Genomic DNA, 15,331 nt, shown 5'->3' with positions numbered 1-15,331 from the left:
CGGGCGTCAGTTGGCCCACGGCGGGGTGAGGCGCGTACCGTCGGCCAGCTCCGCCGCCAGGCCGACGGGGGCGGTGACCCAGGAGATCGCGGTGTGCTCGGCCGGGTTCTCCAGGGCCTCCGTCCAGAACTCCGACGCCATGGCCCTGTCCGCCGCCCTGCTCGCCGTGGCGGGTGACCTCACGCAACGCATCCAGGACGGGGTGGCGGCCCGCGGCTTCACGGATCTGCGGCCCGTCCACGGCTTCGCCTTCGCGCGGCTCGCGCCGGGCGGGGCCACCGCCACCGACCTCGCCGCGCGTCTCGGGGTGACCGAGCAGGCGGCGAGTCAGCTGGTGGACGAGATCGTACGCAAGGGGTACGCGGAGCGGCGCCGCATCCCGGGGACACGCGGGCGCGGCTGATCGTGCTGACCGAGCGCGGACGGGCGTGCACCCGGGCCGCGGAGGAGGCGGCCGCCGAGGTGGTGGGGCGATGGGGCGAACTGCTGGGCGAGGGTGAACTCCGCCTGCTGCGGGACCGGGTGGCGCGCATCGCCCCGGTGGCCCGGTCGGGCCCGCCTGGTGACGAGACGTCAGCCCGCCGGCGAGCCGGGGGCCACCGAGCCGTCGGTCACCGCCGGAAGTTTTTACTGACGCGTAACTTCACACGTCCACTACCCGCCCGTAACTTGACGAATGAACAGCATCCCGTGATCCGGATCACAGGTTGAGGCCGTGCACCTCCCTTGAGCCGCAAGGAGATCCCACGATGCTGCCCTGGAAGCGAGCGCTCAGACCCCTCGCAGCCCTCCTCCTGACCGCCGCCGTCGCCGCCGTACCCGCCGCCACCGCCAGCGCCTCGGACACCGCCGCCCCGAGCGCGGGCTGGAACGACTACACCTGCAAGCCCTCCGCCGCCCACCCCCGCCCCGTCGTCCTCGTCCACGGCACCCTGGGCAACTCGGTCGACAACTGGCTCGGCCTCGCCCCCTACCTGAAAAGCCGCGGATACTGCGTCTACTCCCTGGACTACGGTCAGCTCCCCGGCGTCCCCCTCTTCCACGGCCTCGGCCCCATAGACGAGTCCGCCGGGCAGCTGGCCGCCTTCGTCGACCGGGTGCTCGCCGCGACCGGCACCGCCAAGGCCGACCTGGTCGGTCACTCGCAGGGCGGCATGATGCCCCGCTACTACCTGAGGTTCCTGGGCGGTGCGGACAAGGTGAACGCGCTCGTCGGCATCGCCCCCGACAACCACGGCACGAACCTCGGCGGCCTCACCCGGCTGCTGCCGTACTTCCCCGGAGCCGAGGACCTGCTCAGGGCCACCACCCCCGGCCTCGCCGACCAGATCACCGGCTCCGCGTTCCTCACCAGGCTCAACGCGGGCGGCGACACCGTCCCCGGAGTGCACTACACGGTCATCGCCACCCGCAACGACGAGGTCGTCACCCCCTGGCGCAGCCAGTACCTGACCGGCCCGGACGTCCACAACGTCCTGCTCCAGGACCTGTGCCCGCTCGACCTCTCCGAACACGTCGCGATCGGCCTGCTCGACCGGATCGCCTTCCACGAGGTGGCCAACGCGCTCGACCCGGCCCACGCCACCGCCACCAGCTGCGCGTCGGTGTTCAGCTGACGGCCACCGGGACCTGACCGGCCTGAGCCGCCGGACAGGCCCCGGACAGCACCGCGGAACGTGGCGAGCCGGCCGCTCCCCGGGACCCGTGGGGGCGTCCGGAGAGCTGCCCCCAGGAAACCGTGGAACCGCCCGCCGCGGGTGGCCGGAGAAGATCCTTATGGTGCGCTTAAGGGAGGGATCAGGCTGCGCTGAGGAGGACGGCACCGGCCGGACCGGGGCGCCGCACGAACAGCACGGGCGGCGCGGACCGGCCGGCGGGGCCGCGGCTGCCGGGCGTGGGTGAACCCCGGCGGGGGCACGGTGACCGCCGCCGCCCGGGACGGGATGCCCGCCGGCGCCCGGCGCGCGCGGCGCAGGCCGCGCTCCGGTTCGGCCGGGCGGGTGCCCGAGGCCCAGTCAGGCCTGGGGCCACCAGGTGCGCGCGATGTCCCTGCGCACCTCGGGGCGTCCCGCGGGGTGCTCCTCCGCCTCCTCGCGGATCCGGCGGCCGTCCGTTCTCTTCAGGGGCTTCTGCACGGTCACGCGGCGCATGGCTGCCTCCTTCAGTGCCTACCGGGTTCCGTGGTGTCACGGAGGCAGACGCTTTGGGGGAGAGTTCCTCATCGGTGCCGGGATGTCAGTGGCGGCAGTCACGTCCGCACTGTCAGTGGCATGTGTCACTCTCTGGGCATGACGAGCAGGAAGCGGCACACGGTTGCGGTTGCCCCGGAAGTGGACTGGGATGCGCAGGCCGCCGCCTTCGACGACGAACCCGACCACGGCCTGCGTGATCCCGGGGTGCGCGCGGCCTGGGCGGCCCGGCTGCGGTCCTGGCTGCCCGGGCACCCCGCCGACGTCCTCGACCTCGGCTGCGGCACCGGCAGCCTGTCACTGCTCGCGGCCGAACAGGGCCACCGGGTGACGGGCGTCGACCGGTCGCCCGCGATGACCGGGCGGGCCCGCGCCAAGCTCGCCGGGCACGCCGCACAGGTCCTGTGCGGGGACGCCGCGAGCCCGCCGGTCGGCGCGCGCCGCTTCGACGTCGTCCTCGTACGGCACGTGCTGTGGACGCTGCCGGACCCCGCCCGCGTCCTGGAGCACTGGCGGGGCCTGCTGCGGCCCGGGGGCCGGTTCGTGCTGACCGAGGGCGTGTGGGGGACCGTCGCCCCGGTCGGGATACCCGCCGAGCGGCTCACCGCGCTGCTCCGGCCGCTCGCCGGGGACGTGCGCGTGGAGCGACTGTCCGACGACGCGCTGCTGTGGGGGAAGACCGTGACCGACGAGCGGTACACGGTGGTCGCGACGGTGTGACACCGCGGGCGCCGGCGGGTCAGGCCAGCAGCTCCTCGAAGCCGCCGTCCCGGGCCAGCGCCTCCAGGGTGTCCAGCGCCGCCACGGCGGCGGACGCGGCCCGCGGGTCCGCCCGCGCGAGCCCGCTCCCGGCGAACTCGTCCTCGTCCAGCCGGCGTACGTCCCGCCCGTCAGCGGAGCGCCACAGGTCCAGGTCGAGATCCTCCACGACCAGCTCCGTGCCGGACAGGACCGCGGGGCGGGCCACGTCGCAGTACCAGCCCTTGAGGGCACCGTCCGCGCCGCGGACCTCCTTCACGGCGTACCACCGGTCCCGCCAGTAGTACTCGGTGAACACGTCGCCCGGCTCGAAGCGCACGAACCCGAAGTCACGCACCCCCGAACCCGCCCAGCGGGCGCGTACGGCGATCCGGGTGCCGTCGTCCCGGAGCAGCTCCGCCGGGTAACGGATCTTCGTCCGGCCCCCCTTGACCAGGACGACCTCCAGCCGCCGCACGGGATCAGCTGATTTCGCGGACATAGCGCACCTCCGACGCGCACTTCCCGTAGCCGAGCCACGTGTTGACGGCGAGCATGGGAGCGTTGCCGGTGTCGTTGCCCGTGAAGGCCTCGGTGAGACCGGCGGCGCGGGCCAGGCGCAGGGAGCGGCTCTTGGTCAGCTTGGCCAGGCCCCGGCCGCGGTGGGCGCGTGCGGTGCCGGTCATGGCCGTGCCGTAACGGGTGCCGCCGTCGGTGCGGGCCACGGTGAAGGCGACCGGACGGCCGTCCACGCAGGCGACCGTGGTCAGCTCCCGGTCCAGCAGCGGATGGTTCCAGGTCTCCTCGACCCAGGCGTCGTAGTCCGTGAACTCGGCGGTCACGTCGCCCGGTTCGTCCAGCACCGTCTCCGCGTCCAGGTCGAACAGCGGCCGGGGGTCGTCCGCGAAGTCGGCGGCGGTGCGCAGTTCGACGCCGGGCGGGACCGGCGGCGCCGGGGGGAGGGTGCCGTGCGCGAGGTCAAGCCGGAGGAAGTGGGAGGAACGGCCCGGGCGGTAGCCGCGCCGCTCGGCGAAGGCCCGGCAGGCCGGCTCGTCCATCGTCCAGGAGAGCAGCCTGGTCACGCCCAGGTCCGTCAGGTACTCCTCGGCGGCCCGCACCAGCAGCCGGCCGGCGCCCCGGCGGGTCCGGTCCGGACGGACGTGGATGTTCAGACAGCCCTGGCCCGGCTCGGGGCTGTCATGGGCCAGATACACCTGGGCCGTGCCGATCACCTCGCCGTCCTCCTCCGCGACGAGCGGACGGTAGCGGGCGCCCGGATGGACCCGGGCGGCCGCGTGCCGCACCGACTCCGGGGTGCACAGGAGGTAGGGGAGGGCGAGGCGGCGGACACGGGCGAAGCCCTCGGCGTCGGCCGGGACGCCGGGGCGCAGGGCGCGTACGAGCATGGTCATGTGGGGACCGTACGGGGTGCCGACGCCGGACTGCCTCTCGATTTCTCCGCCGGGTGCGGGACAATCGGGCCGTGAGCCTGAAGATCCGCATCGATGACAGCGCGCCGCCGTACGAACAGGTGCGGGCGCAGATTTCCGAGCAGGCGCGGTCCGGCGCGCTCCCGGTGGGGTACCGGCTGCCGACCGTGCGGGGGCTGGCCGAGTCCCTGGGGCTCGCGGTGAACACGGTGGCGAAGGCGTACCGGGCGCTGGAGGGCGACGGGGTGATCGAGACGCGCGGACGCAACGGCACGTTCGTGGCCGCCGCCGGCCCGGCCGCGCAGCGGGAGGCGGCCTCGGCCGCGCAGGCGTACGCGGAGCGGGTGCGCAGGCTCGGGCTGGGGGAGGCCGAGGCGCTCGCCGCCGTACGGGACGCCCTGCGGGCCGCCTACGCGGGATAGCCCTCGCGTCGGCCCCGTGGGTCACCGCGTTCGCACGGGCTCCGGTGTCCGTGTCACCGTCAGGCCCGCCCTGCGCGCCGCCGCCGCGAACACCTCCGCGTCCCGCACCGCCGCTCCCCCGGGGTCGTTGTTGAAGTACGCGTACACGTCCTCCCCGTCGGGGAAGGTCGTAGCGACGCGGTCCACCCAGGTCTCCAGGGAGCGCCGGCCGTAGCGGGGCCAGGGCCGGGCGCGGCCCTGGTGGAAGCGGACGTACCCCCAGTCGGCGGTGCGCCACAGCGGGCCGGCCGGGCGGGCCAGGACGTCAGCCCAGCACAGGGCCGCTCCCCGGGACTCCAGCACGCGCCGCAGCTCCGGTGTCCACCACGAGTCGTGACGGGGTTCCACCGCGACCCGCGTGCCGGGCGGGAAGCGGGCCAGGCACGCGTCCAGCAGCGGTGGGTCGGCGCGCAGGGTCGGCGGGAGCTGGAGGAGGACCGGGCCCAGGCGGTCGCCGAGGCCCGCCGCGTGGGTCATCAGGCGGTGGACCGGCTCCTCCGGGTCCTTCAGGCGCTTGATGTGGGTGAGGAAGCGGCTGGCCTTGACCGCGACGACGAAGTCCGGCGGGACGCGGACGCGCCAGGCGGCGAAGGTGTCGTACGACGGCAGCCGGTAGAACGCGTTGTTGATCTCCACCGTCGCGAAGAGCCGCGTGTACTCCTCCAGCCACAGCCGCGTCGGGACACCCGCCGGGTAGACGAGGTCCCGCCAGTCCTTGTACTGCCACCCCGACGTGCCGACGAACACGGTCATACCCTCATGAAAGCATCACAGGTACAGGCCCGCGTCCGCTCCCTCCCGCGCGCCCGGCACGGACGTCGGTGTGGTGCCCCGGCGCAGCGCGTACAGCTCGGCCAGGGTCGCCCCCTCGCGGCCGACACCCTCCTCGGTGCCGAGCCAGTTCACCGCCTCCCGGTGGGTCAGCGGGCCGACCTCGATGCGGGCCAGGCAGCGGCCGGGGCGGACCACGGCCGGATGCAGGCGCTCCAGGTCCTCGTTGGTGGTGACGCCCACCAGGACGTTGCGGCCCTGGCCGAGCAGACCGTCGGTGAGGTTCAGCAGCCGGGACAGGGCCTGGCCCGCCGTGTGCCGGGCCTCGCCTCGGATCAGCTCGTCGCAGTCCTCCAGCAGCAGCAGCCGCCAGCGGCCCTTGCCGGCGCCGTCGTCCTCGCCGATGGCGATGTCCATCAGATAGCCGACGTCGGAGAAGAGGCGTTCGGGGTCCAGGACGCAGTCCACCTGGCACCAGTCCCGCCAGGAGCGGGCCAGCGTGCGCAGCGCGGAGGTCTTGCCGGTGCCGGGCGGGCCGTGGAGCAGGAGCAGCCGGCCCGCGATGTCCTCGGGGGTCGTCTTCATGAGGCGGTCCATCGCGTCCGCCACCGGCGCCGTGTAGTTGGGCCGGACCTCCTCCCAGGTGCCCGCCGAGATCTGACGGGTGGTGCGGTGCGGGCCGCGCCGGGGGGAGACGTACCAGAACCCCATCGCCACGTTCTCCGGCTGGGGTTCGGGCTCGTCGGTCGCGCCGTCCGTGGCCTGGTCGAGGATCCGCTTCGCCAGTTCGGCACTGGTCGCGGTGACCGTGACGTCCGCGCCGCGGTTCCAGCGGGAGACCAGCAGGGTCCAGCCCTCGCCCTCGGCGAGCGTCGCGCTGCGGTCGTCGTCGCGGGCGACCCGCAGGACCTGGGCGCCCTCCGGCAGCAGGGTCGCGCCCGAGCGGACCCGGTCGATGTTCACCGCGTGCGAGTACGGCTGCTCGCCCGTTGCGAAACGGCCGAGGAACAGCGCGTCGACGACGTCGGACGGCGAGTCGGAGTCGTCGACGTGGAGCCGGATCGGCAGAGCGTCGTGCGGGTTGGCAGCCATGCCGCCATGATCCGGCACGGATGCGCTCCGCGCACGGCATTTCCGCCGCTTGTTCCGGGTGTCCCGGGACCGTTGCCGGCGTTCCGGCCGACACCTGCCCGCCGCCCGGCTCCCCCCGTTACTGTGGTCCTCGATGGGACGCCCTGGCGGGGACGCGCGAAGGCGGCGGTGGCGGCTCACCGCCCTGCTCGGCGCGGGCCTGGCCGCGCCGGCCCTGGTGCTCACCCTGCTCGGCACGCCGCCCGGCGGCACCGCACGAGACGGCGACATGCCGCACCGCACCCCGGCCGCCCCGGCCGGGACACCCGAACCGTACGTCGGCTGGGGCTTCACGCACACCCGGTACAGCGCCGACCAGGGTTCGCCGGCCGCCACCGCGCGCGTGACACGACTCCTAGGCCGGGACGGCGGGCTGGCGCAGAACCAGCACATCATGGGCTGGGGCGCCGACAACCCCGAGCCGGCCAGGGGTCGTTACGACTTCGGCGCGCTGGACCGGCGTATGGGCCTCGTCCGCGCCTCCGGCGGCACCCCGGTGATCACGCTGTGCTGCTCCCCGGACTGGATGAAGGGCGGTGCGGCCGGCGCCGGCCGCACCGACTGGAGCCGGGCCGCGCTGGAGAGCGCCCCGCGGCCCGGCCACTACCAGGACTTCGCCGACCTCGCCGCGACCGTCGCCCGGCGCTACCCGGACGTGCGGCACTTCATCGTGTGGAACGAGTTCAAGGGGTTCTGGAACGACGCCGAGTCCCGCTGGGACTACGAGGGCTACACCCGGATGTACAACCTCGTGTACAAGGCACTGAAGAACGTCGACAAGGACATCATGGTCGGCGGCCCGTACCTGGTCATGGACAGCGTCGACCCGGGCGACCAGAACGCCTCGACCGCGCTCAGGGGCCCCTGGGGCGCCATGGACCAGCGGGTCCTGGACGCCTTCGCCTACTGGAACACCCACCGGGCCGGCGCCGACTTCACCGTGGTCGACGGCTCCAGCTACACGCGCGACGACGCACTGCTCCCGGACGAGTTCGCGGCCACCGCCAAACTCACCGCCGTCGGCGCCTGGGTACGGCGGCTGACCCGCGACCTGCCCCTGTGGTGGGCCGAGTACTACGTCGAGCCCGGCGACGGCGGCGGCGAACGCACCGGCTGGAGCGAACCGCACCGCGTCGCCGTCCAGGCCACCGGCATGATCGCCATGGTCACGGGCGGCGCCGGCTCCGGCTTCTACTGGAACCCGCAGGAGCGGACGGGCCCGTGCCCCGGCTGCCTGTGGACCCCGACCGACACCGCCGGCGGCGGCCGGGAACTCCCCCTGTACAACCTGGTGTCCCGGTTCGCGCGGGCGTTCCCGCCGGGCACCCGGTACGCGACCGTGTCCGTCGCCCCGGACGACGCACCCCACCTCCGTGTCCTCGCCACCTCGAGTACCGTCCTCGTCGTCAACACCCTCGCCCGGCGGATCAGCGCGCGCGTCGACGGCAGGCGGTTCGAGATGGGCGCGTACGAGGTGAAGTGGCTCGACCGCTGAGCCACCCCAGCCTCACTTCAGTGTCACGAACCGCTGCACCAGCGAGGCCAGCACCAGTCCCAGCAGCGGCAGCGTGAACCAGAAACCGCCCTGGACCAGCCGCAGCCGGCGCACACCCGGCCGCATCGCGACCCGGACCAGCTCGCGGGCGGCCAGCAGCAGGACCAGGACGACGGCGGCGAGCGCACCGGCCACCGACCACGGTGTCCACGTCACCTGCGGTCCGGCCGGCCCCGGATCCGGCTCGGGCACCGGCCCCGCGGGCCGCCCGCGCAGCGCGTACAACGTGACGTCCTCGTTGACCAGGACCCTCGTCAGCTCCCGCCGGCCGTCCAGGTGCCGGACCAGCCGGGGCCGCCAGGCCGCCGGGTAGCCCGCGTCCAGCTCCAGGTACGTCACCTGGCTGCGGTCGACCATCAGGTACGAGTGCGGCCCGGCGTCCTCGAGAGCCTTCACCAGGCCCGCCACCAGCCGGGGGTCGGCCGGTGCGAGCGTCGGCACGTAGGTCACCCGCTCCATGTCCCGCGCGCCCCACGGCAGTGCCGGCGTCACGTCGGCGACCGGATCCTGGCTCAGCCACAGCAGCCGTACCGTCGGCCGGTCGTGGGCGTACACCCAGTCCATGGCCGCGACCTCACCGGGCCGGACCCGTTCGAACGGCTCGTTGCCCCAGCGGGCCACCAGGAAACCGCCCATCAGCAGCAGCCCGGCGAGCAGCGCGGCCGGCGGGGCGAGCCGCACCCCGCCCTTCCGTGCGGCGGCACCGGTGCGGGGGAAGAGGGCGAGCCCGCCGAGCAGGGCCGCGCCCGGCACCGCGAACATGAAGACGCGCAGCGCCATCTCACCGCCGTACGACTGCATGCCGAAGCCGAGGAAGGGGACGAACGCGAGGATCGGCAGGGACCGCTCCCGGTACCGGTGCAGGCGCCGCCGCCACCAGCCCCAGCAGGCCAGGCCGAGCACCGAGCCGGCCAGCAGCACACGGGTGTACAGCACCAGCTTGTGGGTCGCGCTGCCGCCCTGGATACGGCCGGAGACGGAGGTGGAGACGTTGCCGCCGATCCCGCCGACCCCGCCGAAGAGTTCGTCGAAGTGCCCGGACCAGTACGGCTCGGCCATGAAGCCGACCCAGACCGCGGCCAGCACCCCGAACAGCAGAGGCAGACCGCGCAGTTCGGACCGGCCGGACAGGACGAGGGCCGTGAGCACGCCCAGCATCATGAACGGGGTGAGCTGATGCGCGGGCACCGTCGCCGCGTAGAGCGCCATCAACACGAGCAGCAGCACGGCACGTTGACGGCGCCCGGCCGGCTCCGTCCCGGCCTCGCCCGGGCGCCGTCCCGTCCAGATCACCCGGGGCGGCCGGAACCAGACCAGCAGGACGGCCACGAACACCAGGTACAGCAGGTAGGTGAAGCCCTGCGGGGAGAAGTAGTCCTGGCCGACCCAGCCGCTCAGCGCGAAGATCCAGATGCCCGTCCACTTCGCCCGCCAGCTCGCCCGCATGGACCGCGTGAGCAGGAACATCGGTGCGAGATACGCGAGTTGCACGGCCGTCGGCCACCAGCGGATGACCTCGGTGAAGTCGGTGATCCCGCCCACCCGGCCGGCGAACGCGACCAGCGCGAAGAAGCCCGGCCAGCTCCAGCGGGCGTCCAGATCCGGTACGGCGGAGCCGGTCCGGTCGATGTGGTCGAGGAAGCCGAGGTGCTGCCAGGCCGTCGGGAACCGCGGCTCCATCTCGATCACCGCGGGCAGCGCGTGCATGCAGACCACGGTCGCCAGCAGGGTGAGCAGCAGCAGCGCCCGGTGTTCGCGGCGCAGCCGGAGCAGCGCGGCGAACACGGTGACCAGCAGGGCAGCCCCGGCCAGAGTCGGCAGCGGCAGCACCGAGACCAGCCCGAGCCCGCCCATCCGGTCCAGGTCCGCCTCGCCGAGCCGCAGCGCGGGCACCCAGTACAGCACCAGCGCGGCCATCAGCAGGCACCCGAGAAGCACTCCGGCCCACGTGTCGCGGTCGCGCACCCACGCCGGGCCGGGCCGGCGCGCCGGGACGGCCGGGGTGCCCCCGCCGGAGCGCCGCCGGGAGCAGGCAAGCGGCGCCAGGTCGGAGAGGTCACCGTCCGGTGCCGTGGTGTCCGGCACGGCGGCGGGCGTGGACCGCACCGTCCGCCACAGCTTCGGCGCGGCGATGGCCACCACCACCGCGAGGCTGGAGATCTCGGCGACGCCCGCGCCGGTCAGCCCCAGCCGGGGCAGGAGCAGCACGGTCAGGCCCAGCACCAGCACGCACAACAGTCCCTGCAGCCAGGCGAGTCCGGCGGTGCGGCTCTGTGCGCGCAGCACCGCGAAGTGGGTCTCCAGCACGGTCCGCAGTACCGTGCCGACCGCGAACCAGCGCAGCAGCGGGGTCGCCGCGTCCGCGTAGCCCTCACCGAACACACCGAGGATCAAGGGCGCGCCGGCGAACAGCAGGCCCGCGACCGGCAGCATGATCCGGGCCATCCGCTTCAGCGCGGCGCGGGTGTCGGCGGCCAGCCGCGCCGGGTCGTGCGAGCCCTCGACGGTGAGGGAGGCGCCCATGTTGATGGCGAGCAGGTTGGTCGTGCCGCCGATGGTGGCGGTGATGTAGAAGTACGCGTTCTCCTCGGAGCTGACCCGCGTGGCGATGATCACCGGCACGAGGTAGACCACGGCGAGGGAGAACAGGGCACCGGTGTAGTCCCCGGCCAGGAACCTGCCGATCTCCCTCGGCGTCGGCGGCCCGGCCCGGTTCCGGGTGGCCCGCACGTGCCGGGGGACCAGCCGCCGGAACACCAGCCAGCCCAGCGGCACCACCGAGGTGGCGATCGCGGCCACCCAGGACACGAACACACCGGTTGTCGGCAGGGCGACGGCGAACGCGGCGAGCAGGGCCAGCTTGACCGCCGAGAACACGGTGTTGCCGACCGGCACCCAGAGCGCGCTGCGCAGCCCGGTGAGCACGCCGTCCTGGAGGGTGAGGACGTTCCAGGCGGCGACGGCCAGGACGAACCCGAGCCCGTTGAGGGTGCCGTGCAGGAAGCGGTACGACGGCCCCCACGCGTCCAGGGACAGCAGGAAGATCCCGGCGGCGACCGCCACGACCAGCGAACCGCCCGCGTAGGTACGCAGCACGAGCCGCCCGGTGCGGTCACCGGAGACGGGGATGAAACGGGCCAGGGCGCCGGTCAGGGTCACCGCGGTCAGCCCGGCGAGGAACTTCATCGCGGCGATGGCGGCGGAGCCCTGCCCGACCGCCGACTCGGAGTAGTAGCGCGCCGCGGCCAGCCAGAAGCCGAGCCCGAGGACGGCGGAGATGCCGGTGTTGAGCATCAGCGCGTAGGCGTTGCGGAACAGCGGGCTGCCGCGGCCGCCGGCGGACCGGCCGTTCCCGGGTGCCGTGGCGCCGGGTGCCGCCGTCCCGGTCGCGGTCCTCGCGGTGGTCGTGTCAGACACGGCCGCGGGTGGCCTTCCGGTGGACCTGGCGGGCTCTGCGGACGAGGGCGTAACCCTTGGTGAGGACGCGCTCCCCGGCGAAGTCCCGGGCGAGGACGCGGCCTTCCAGGAGCCGCCCGAACTCCTCGGCGCCGGTGCCGCGGCGGACCGTGACACGGCGCAGCGCGTAGGGGCCCTGGCGGCGGTGGGCGAGCGTATTGCCGACGGCGAGCGCCTGGGCGTACCCGGCCGCGCGCACCGCCTGGCGGACCCGGCGGCTGGAATAGCCGTACGGGTAGGCGAACGACACCGGCGGGGCGCCGAGTTCTTCGGTGACGATCCGCGTGCAGCGGTCCAGTTCGGCGCGCAGGCGGCCGTCGGGGAGCTGGTCGAGCTGGGGGTGGGTGTGGCTGTGCCCACCGACCTCGACACCGGCGGCGGCCAGTTCACGCACCTGTGGCCAGTCGAGCATGGTGTCCGGGCCGCCGCCGGTGTCGTGGGCACCCCGGAGCCAGCCGGTGGAGACGAACAGAGTCGCCGGGAAGCCATGTCCCGCGAGGACGGGCAGCGCGTGGCGGTGCACGCCCTCGTAGCCGTCGTCGAAGGTGATCAGTACCGGCCGGGCGGGCAGCGGACGGCGACGGCGCCAGCCGGCCGCGAGGTCGGCGGTGGTGACCGGGGTCAGCCCCAGGCCGCCGATGAGCGTCATCTGCTCCGCGAACGCCTCCGGCGCGACCGACAGGGTCCGGGTGGCGTCGTTGGGGGCGGTCGCGACGGAGTGGTACATGAGGATGGGAACGGGGGAGTCACTCATCAAGACCCCCGGGGGCCGGTGTCCACGGGGGCGCCTGGAGGGGGGCCCGGGGTGGCGCCTGGGCCGGTTCGCGGGCCGGCTCCGGTTCCTGGGCCGGTGTCGGAGGGAACGCCGTACCGGCCGCTCGCCGGGCCCGCAGACTGCCCAGCGCGTAGCCGGCGGCGGCGCTCAGCAGCCCGGCGACGATCGCGCCCGCGCGCCCGGCCCCGCCCGGCCTGCCGAGCAGCGCGTCCCTGACTGCCCGCGCGACCCCGGCCGGCAACACCCGTGTCACGTACCGGCGTTCGGACTCCAGGCCCTTGCCGGCGCCGACGCTGCGGGCCACCAGGGCCTTGGACAGGCCCTCGGCGTAGGTGCGGCCGCGGAAGTAGGCGAAGTGCTCGCGGGGTGCGGGCACCCGGTGGTGGATCACCGCGCGGTCGTCGATGAGCAGGACGGCGTCGGGGCGGGCGCGGCCGAGGCGGATGCACAGTTCCGTCTCCTCGCAGCCCAGCGGGCGGCGGTCGCCGTCGCGGCCGATGCCGGTGGCGAAGCCGCCCGCCGCCTCGAACGCCGCACGCCGGAAGGAGGCGTTGCCGCCGAGGACGTTGCGGACCCGGACCCGGCCGGGCGGCAGCCCCTTGTAGGTGCAGCCCACCACCCAGTCGAACTCCTCCGGGAACCAGGCCGGCCGCCGGCCCGACGCCCAGACGGGTACCGTACGGCCGCCGACCGCGAGGACACGCGGGTCGGCGTACCCCTCGGTGAAGCGGCGCAGCCAGTCCCGTTCGGCCACGGCGTCGTCGTCCAGGAAGGCGATCACCTCGCCCCGGGAGGCGGCGATGCCGGTGTTGCGGCCCGCGGAGAGGCCGCGCGGACCGGCGTTGGCCAGGACCCGGACGCCGTCGCTCTCCTCGTACGCGCGTTCCAGCCGGGCCCGCAGGGCCGGGTTGTGGTCCACGACCAGGAGCGTCTCCAGCGCCGGATGCGACTGGGCGCGTACCGAGGAGACCGCCGCGAGGATGTCCTCCCAGCGGTCCTCGGTGTACACGCAGATCACGACGGAGATGCCGGGACCGGTCAAGACGCCTCTCCCCGGACCGTGTCGAGCAGCGGCGAGCGGCGTCCCCGGCGGCGCAGCTCCCGCCGGTTGGAGCGTTCCCGCAGGATCACCCTCAGCACCCGGAACCCGTCGCGTACGGCCCGCAGGTTGCTCGTGCCGTGGATGCGCAGGTACTCGTGGCTCGGTATCTCCTGCACCCTCAGTCCCGCCTTGACCACTCTGATGTTCATCAGCGTCTCGACCTCGAAGCCGGTGCAGTCGAGGTCGATCCTGTCGAGGCAGTGCCGCCAGAACGCGTTGTAGCCGTAGCACAGATCGGTGTAGCGGGCGCCGAACTTGCGGTTGACGGTGGCGCACAGCGCCCGGTTGCCCAGCTTGCGGACGAAGGTCATGTCGTCGGTGCCGCCGCCGTTGGCGAAGCGCGAGCCCTTGGCGAAGTCGGCGCCGGAGACCAGGGCGGAGACGTAGGACACGATCTCCCCGCCGTCGGCCGAGCCGTCCGCGTCGACCATCACGATGATGTCGCCGGTGCAGGCCTCGAACCCGGCGATCAGGGCATCCCCCTTGCCCCTGCCCCGCTGTTCGACGACCTTGACCTCCGGCCGGAGGGAACGCGCCACGCCGACGGTGCCGTCCGTGGAGTTGCCGTCCACCAGGACCACTTCGTGTATCCAGTCGGGCAGACTCTTGAAGACGTAGGGCAGGTTCTCCGCCTCGTTCATGGCGGGAATGACCACGCTCACCGGCACGGTGATCGCCAGGTGGGAGGAGATGGGCCGGTAGTCGGCGGCGATCAGCGGATCTTGGCCCGGACCCGGCGGGCGCAGGACGGAACTCATGAGTGTTTCCCTCTCGTCCGGTGGACCGCCCGCCCACGGGCGGTCCGGCTGTATGTCCGGTTCGAAAGGGGGGTTCTCGTCTTCGGCACGGCGGGCCGGTCTCCGGGGCGGTACCCGGTACGGTCTCCGTGTGCGTGGACGGGCTGGCAAAGCTGGCCGGTCCGCCGGGGAACGACGGCAGCCGGTCGCGCGGCACGACTCGGTCACGGTTGTGGTCACCGAGCAGGCACCCCCCTACCGCGCCCCGCGCCGGACGCACCGTGGCCCTGAGCCCTCCCCTGGAGCCGGGCCGGCGGACCGGTGCGGGTGAGATGTATGACGGTATTGACGGTCGCACCCGACAGGCAAGACACGGAAGAGTGCCCCACCTTCATCCTGGTTCGGCCGTTGCACCACCTTGGACCATGCCGGTCACTTTTGTGTGTGTTTTCCGGGAATTCGTCCCCGCAACGGCATCACGAGGAGCGGCAGCAGGCTCAGGACGGCCACCACGGCCACTCCGCCACGGACCGACCACCGGTGCGTCGCCAGCATGGTCTGGGCGACCAGCATGTCCACGGCGATCGCGCCCGCGAGGGCGGTGAGTGCGCGGCCGTAGGGATCCAGTCCGCGCAACGCCGCGCCGATCGTCATGGCCGGCGCCGCGAGCAGGAAGAACAGGGTGAACGGGGCGCGCAGGGGTGAGGCGGTGTCGAGTAGCGCGAGCACCGCGCCGGTCCCCGCCACGGCGGTCGCGGCCCCGGCGAGCAGTGGCGGCAGCAGCCGTCCCGGCCCTGGCCGGAAGTGTGCCTCGGTGCGTGTTCTGGTGCGTGAGGTCCGCATTGACGACTTCGCCCCCCGACGCGGCGGATGCCGGGCTTCAATGTGGCGCAGACCGCGGTGGGCGTCAAGAAGGCCCTCTCGCGGGGCGCTTGCGCTCTCCGGTGACGACGATATGACATGCACATGCAATAGATGAGCGGTGA

Annotated in this window: 14 protein-coding genes and 2 pseudogenes; 5 read left to right on the top strand and 11 right to left on the bottom strand. The window is 73.7% G+C overall.

The annotated features are described in order from the left end of the window. Window positions 1-6: 6 nt before the first annotated feature. Window positions 7-123: pseudogene (locus tag ACF1BE_RS23500) on the bottom strand (cupin domain-containing protein); the annotation flags it as partial. Window positions 124-139: 16 nt separating this feature from the next. Between ACF1BE_RS23500 and ACF1BE_RS23495 the strand changes: the two are divergent. Continuing rightward, window positions 140-566: pseudogene (locus tag ACF1BE_RS23495) on the top strand (MarR family transcriptional regulator). Between the two features lie 183 nt (window positions 567-749). Then, complete coding sequence (locus ACF1BE_RS23490) at window positions 750-1,616, top strand: esterase/lipase family protein (RefSeq protein ID WP_392200973.1); 867 nt, start codon at window positions 750-752, stop codon at window positions 1,614-1,616. 399 nt (window positions 1,617-2,015) lie between these two features. On the opposite strand, the gene ACF1BE_RS23485 is transcribed toward ACF1BE_RS23490, so the two are convergent. Then, on the bottom strand, window positions 2,016-2,150 hold the full coding sequence (locus ACF1BE_RS23485) for a hypothetical protein (protein ID WP_392200972.1): 135 nt from the start codon (window positions 2,148-2,150) through the stop codon (window positions 2,016-2,018). A 138-nt stretch (window positions 2,151-2,288) separates the two neighbouring features. Between ACF1BE_RS23485 and ACF1BE_RS23480 the strand changes: the two genes are divergently transcribed. Beyond that, on the top strand, window positions 2,289-2,909 hold the full coding sequence (locus ACF1BE_RS23480; RefSeq protein ID WP_392200971.1) for a class I SAM-dependent methyltransferase: 621 nt from the start codon (window positions 2,289-2,291) through the stop codon (window positions 2,907-2,909). A gap of 19 nt (window positions 2,910-2,928) precedes the next feature. Here ACF1BE_RS23480 and ACF1BE_RS23475 read toward each other — a convergent pair whose 3' ends face one another. Together ACF1BE_RS23475 and ACF1BE_RS23470 are read right to left on the bottom strand one after the other, a co-directional pair. Then, the gene (locus ACF1BE_RS23475; RefSeq protein WP_392200970.1) at window positions 2,929-3,429 is read right to left on the bottom strand and encodes a DUF402 domain-containing protein; all 501 of its coding nucleotides are present in this window, start codon (window positions 3,427-3,429) and stop codon (window positions 2,929-2,931) included. Then, a complete protein-coding gene (locus ACF1BE_RS23470; RefSeq protein WP_392200969.1) occupies window positions 3,410-4,339 on the bottom strand; it encodes a GNAT family N-acetyltransferase in 930 nt (309 codons plus the stop codon). The genes ACF1BE_RS23475 and ACF1BE_RS23470 overlap by 20 nt, the downstream gene beginning before the upstream one ends. A 71-nt stretch (window positions 4,340-4,410) precedes the next feature. Between ACF1BE_RS23470 and ACF1BE_RS23465 the strand changes: the two genes are divergently transcribed. Next, window positions 4,411-4,779, top strand: a complete 369-nt coding sequence (locus tag ACF1BE_RS23465; RefSeq protein WP_392200968.1) for a GntR family transcriptional regulator — start codon at window positions 4,411-4,413, stop codon at window positions 4,777-4,779. Between the two features lie 21 nt (window positions 4,780-4,800). Here ACF1BE_RS23465 and ACF1BE_RS23460 read toward each other — a convergent pair whose 3' ends face one another. After that, the gene (locus tag ACF1BE_RS23460) at window positions 4,801-5,571 is read right to left on the bottom strand and encodes a DUF72 domain-containing protein (protein ID WP_392200967.1); all 771 of its coding nucleotides are present in this window, start codon (window positions 5,569-5,571) and stop codon (window positions 4,801-4,803) included. A 15-nt stretch (window positions 5,572-5,586) separates the two neighbouring features. After that, window positions 5,587-6,681, bottom strand: a complete 1,095-nt coding sequence (locus ACF1BE_RS23455; RefSeq protein WP_392200966.1) for a DUF5925 domain-containing protein — start codon at window positions 6,679-6,681, stop codon at window positions 5,587-5,589. Window positions 6,682-6,814: 133 nt separating this feature from the next. On the opposite strand from ACF1BE_RS23455, the gene ACF1BE_RS23450 reads away from it, so the two are divergent. Beyond that, on the top strand, window positions 6,815-8,215 hold the full coding sequence (locus ACF1BE_RS23450; protein ID WP_392200965.1) for a xylan 1,4-beta-xylosidase: 1,401 nt from the start codon (window positions 6,815-6,817) through the stop codon (window positions 8,213-8,215). A 12-nt stretch (window positions 8,216-8,227) separates the two neighbouring features. On the opposite strand, the gene ACF1BE_RS23445 is transcribed toward ACF1BE_RS23450, so the two are convergent. From ACF1BE_RS23445 to ACF1BE_RS23425, 5 genes are all read right to left on the bottom strand, one after another. Beyond that, on the bottom strand, window positions 8,228-11,692 hold the full coding sequence (locus ACF1BE_RS23445) for a lipopolysaccharide biosynthesis protein (RefSeq protein ID WP_392200964.1): 3,465 nt from the start codon (window positions 11,690-11,692) through the stop codon (window positions 8,228-8,230). Beyond that, window positions 11,685-12,485, bottom strand: coding sequence for a polysaccharide deacetylase family protein (locus ACF1BE_RS23440; protein ID WP_392200963.1), 801 nt, complete (start codon window positions 12,483-12,485; stop codon window positions 11,685-11,687). Before ACF1BE_RS23440 ends, ACF1BE_RS23445 begins: the two co-directional genes overlap by 8 nt. Beyond that, window positions 12,478-13,548, bottom strand: a complete 1,071-nt coding sequence (locus ACF1BE_RS23435; protein WP_392200962.1) for a glycosyltransferase family 2 protein — start codon at window positions 13,546-13,548, stop codon at window positions 12,478-12,480. Before ACF1BE_RS23435 ends, ACF1BE_RS23440 begins: the two co-directional genes overlap by 8 nt. Then, window positions 13,545-14,366 (bottom strand): glycosyltransferase family 2 protein, encoded by an 822-nt coding sequence (locus ACF1BE_RS23430; protein ID WP_392200961.1) that lies wholly within the window; start codon window positions 14,364-14,366, stop codon window positions 13,545-13,547. Before ACF1BE_RS23430 ends, ACF1BE_RS23435 begins: the two co-directional genes overlap by 4 nt. A 411-nt stretch (window positions 14,367-14,777) precedes the next feature. Next, window positions 14,778-15,188 carry a hypothetical protein gene (locus ACF1BE_RS23425; protein ID WP_392200960.1) on the bottom strand — a complete coding sequence of 137 codons (411 nt, stop codon included), beginning with the start codon at window positions 15,186-15,188 and terminating at the stop codon, window positions 14,778-14,780. Window positions 15,189-15,331: the final 143 nt, after the last annotated feature.

This window comes from Streptomyces sp. NPDC014991 (genome assembly GCF_043080665.1).
GTDB lineage: Bacteria > Actinomycetota > Actinomycetes > Streptomycetales > Streptomycetaceae > Streptomyces.
The sequence above is the reverse complement of the archived record's forward strand: the minus strand, read 5'-3'. Positions and strand labels throughout refer to the sequence as shown.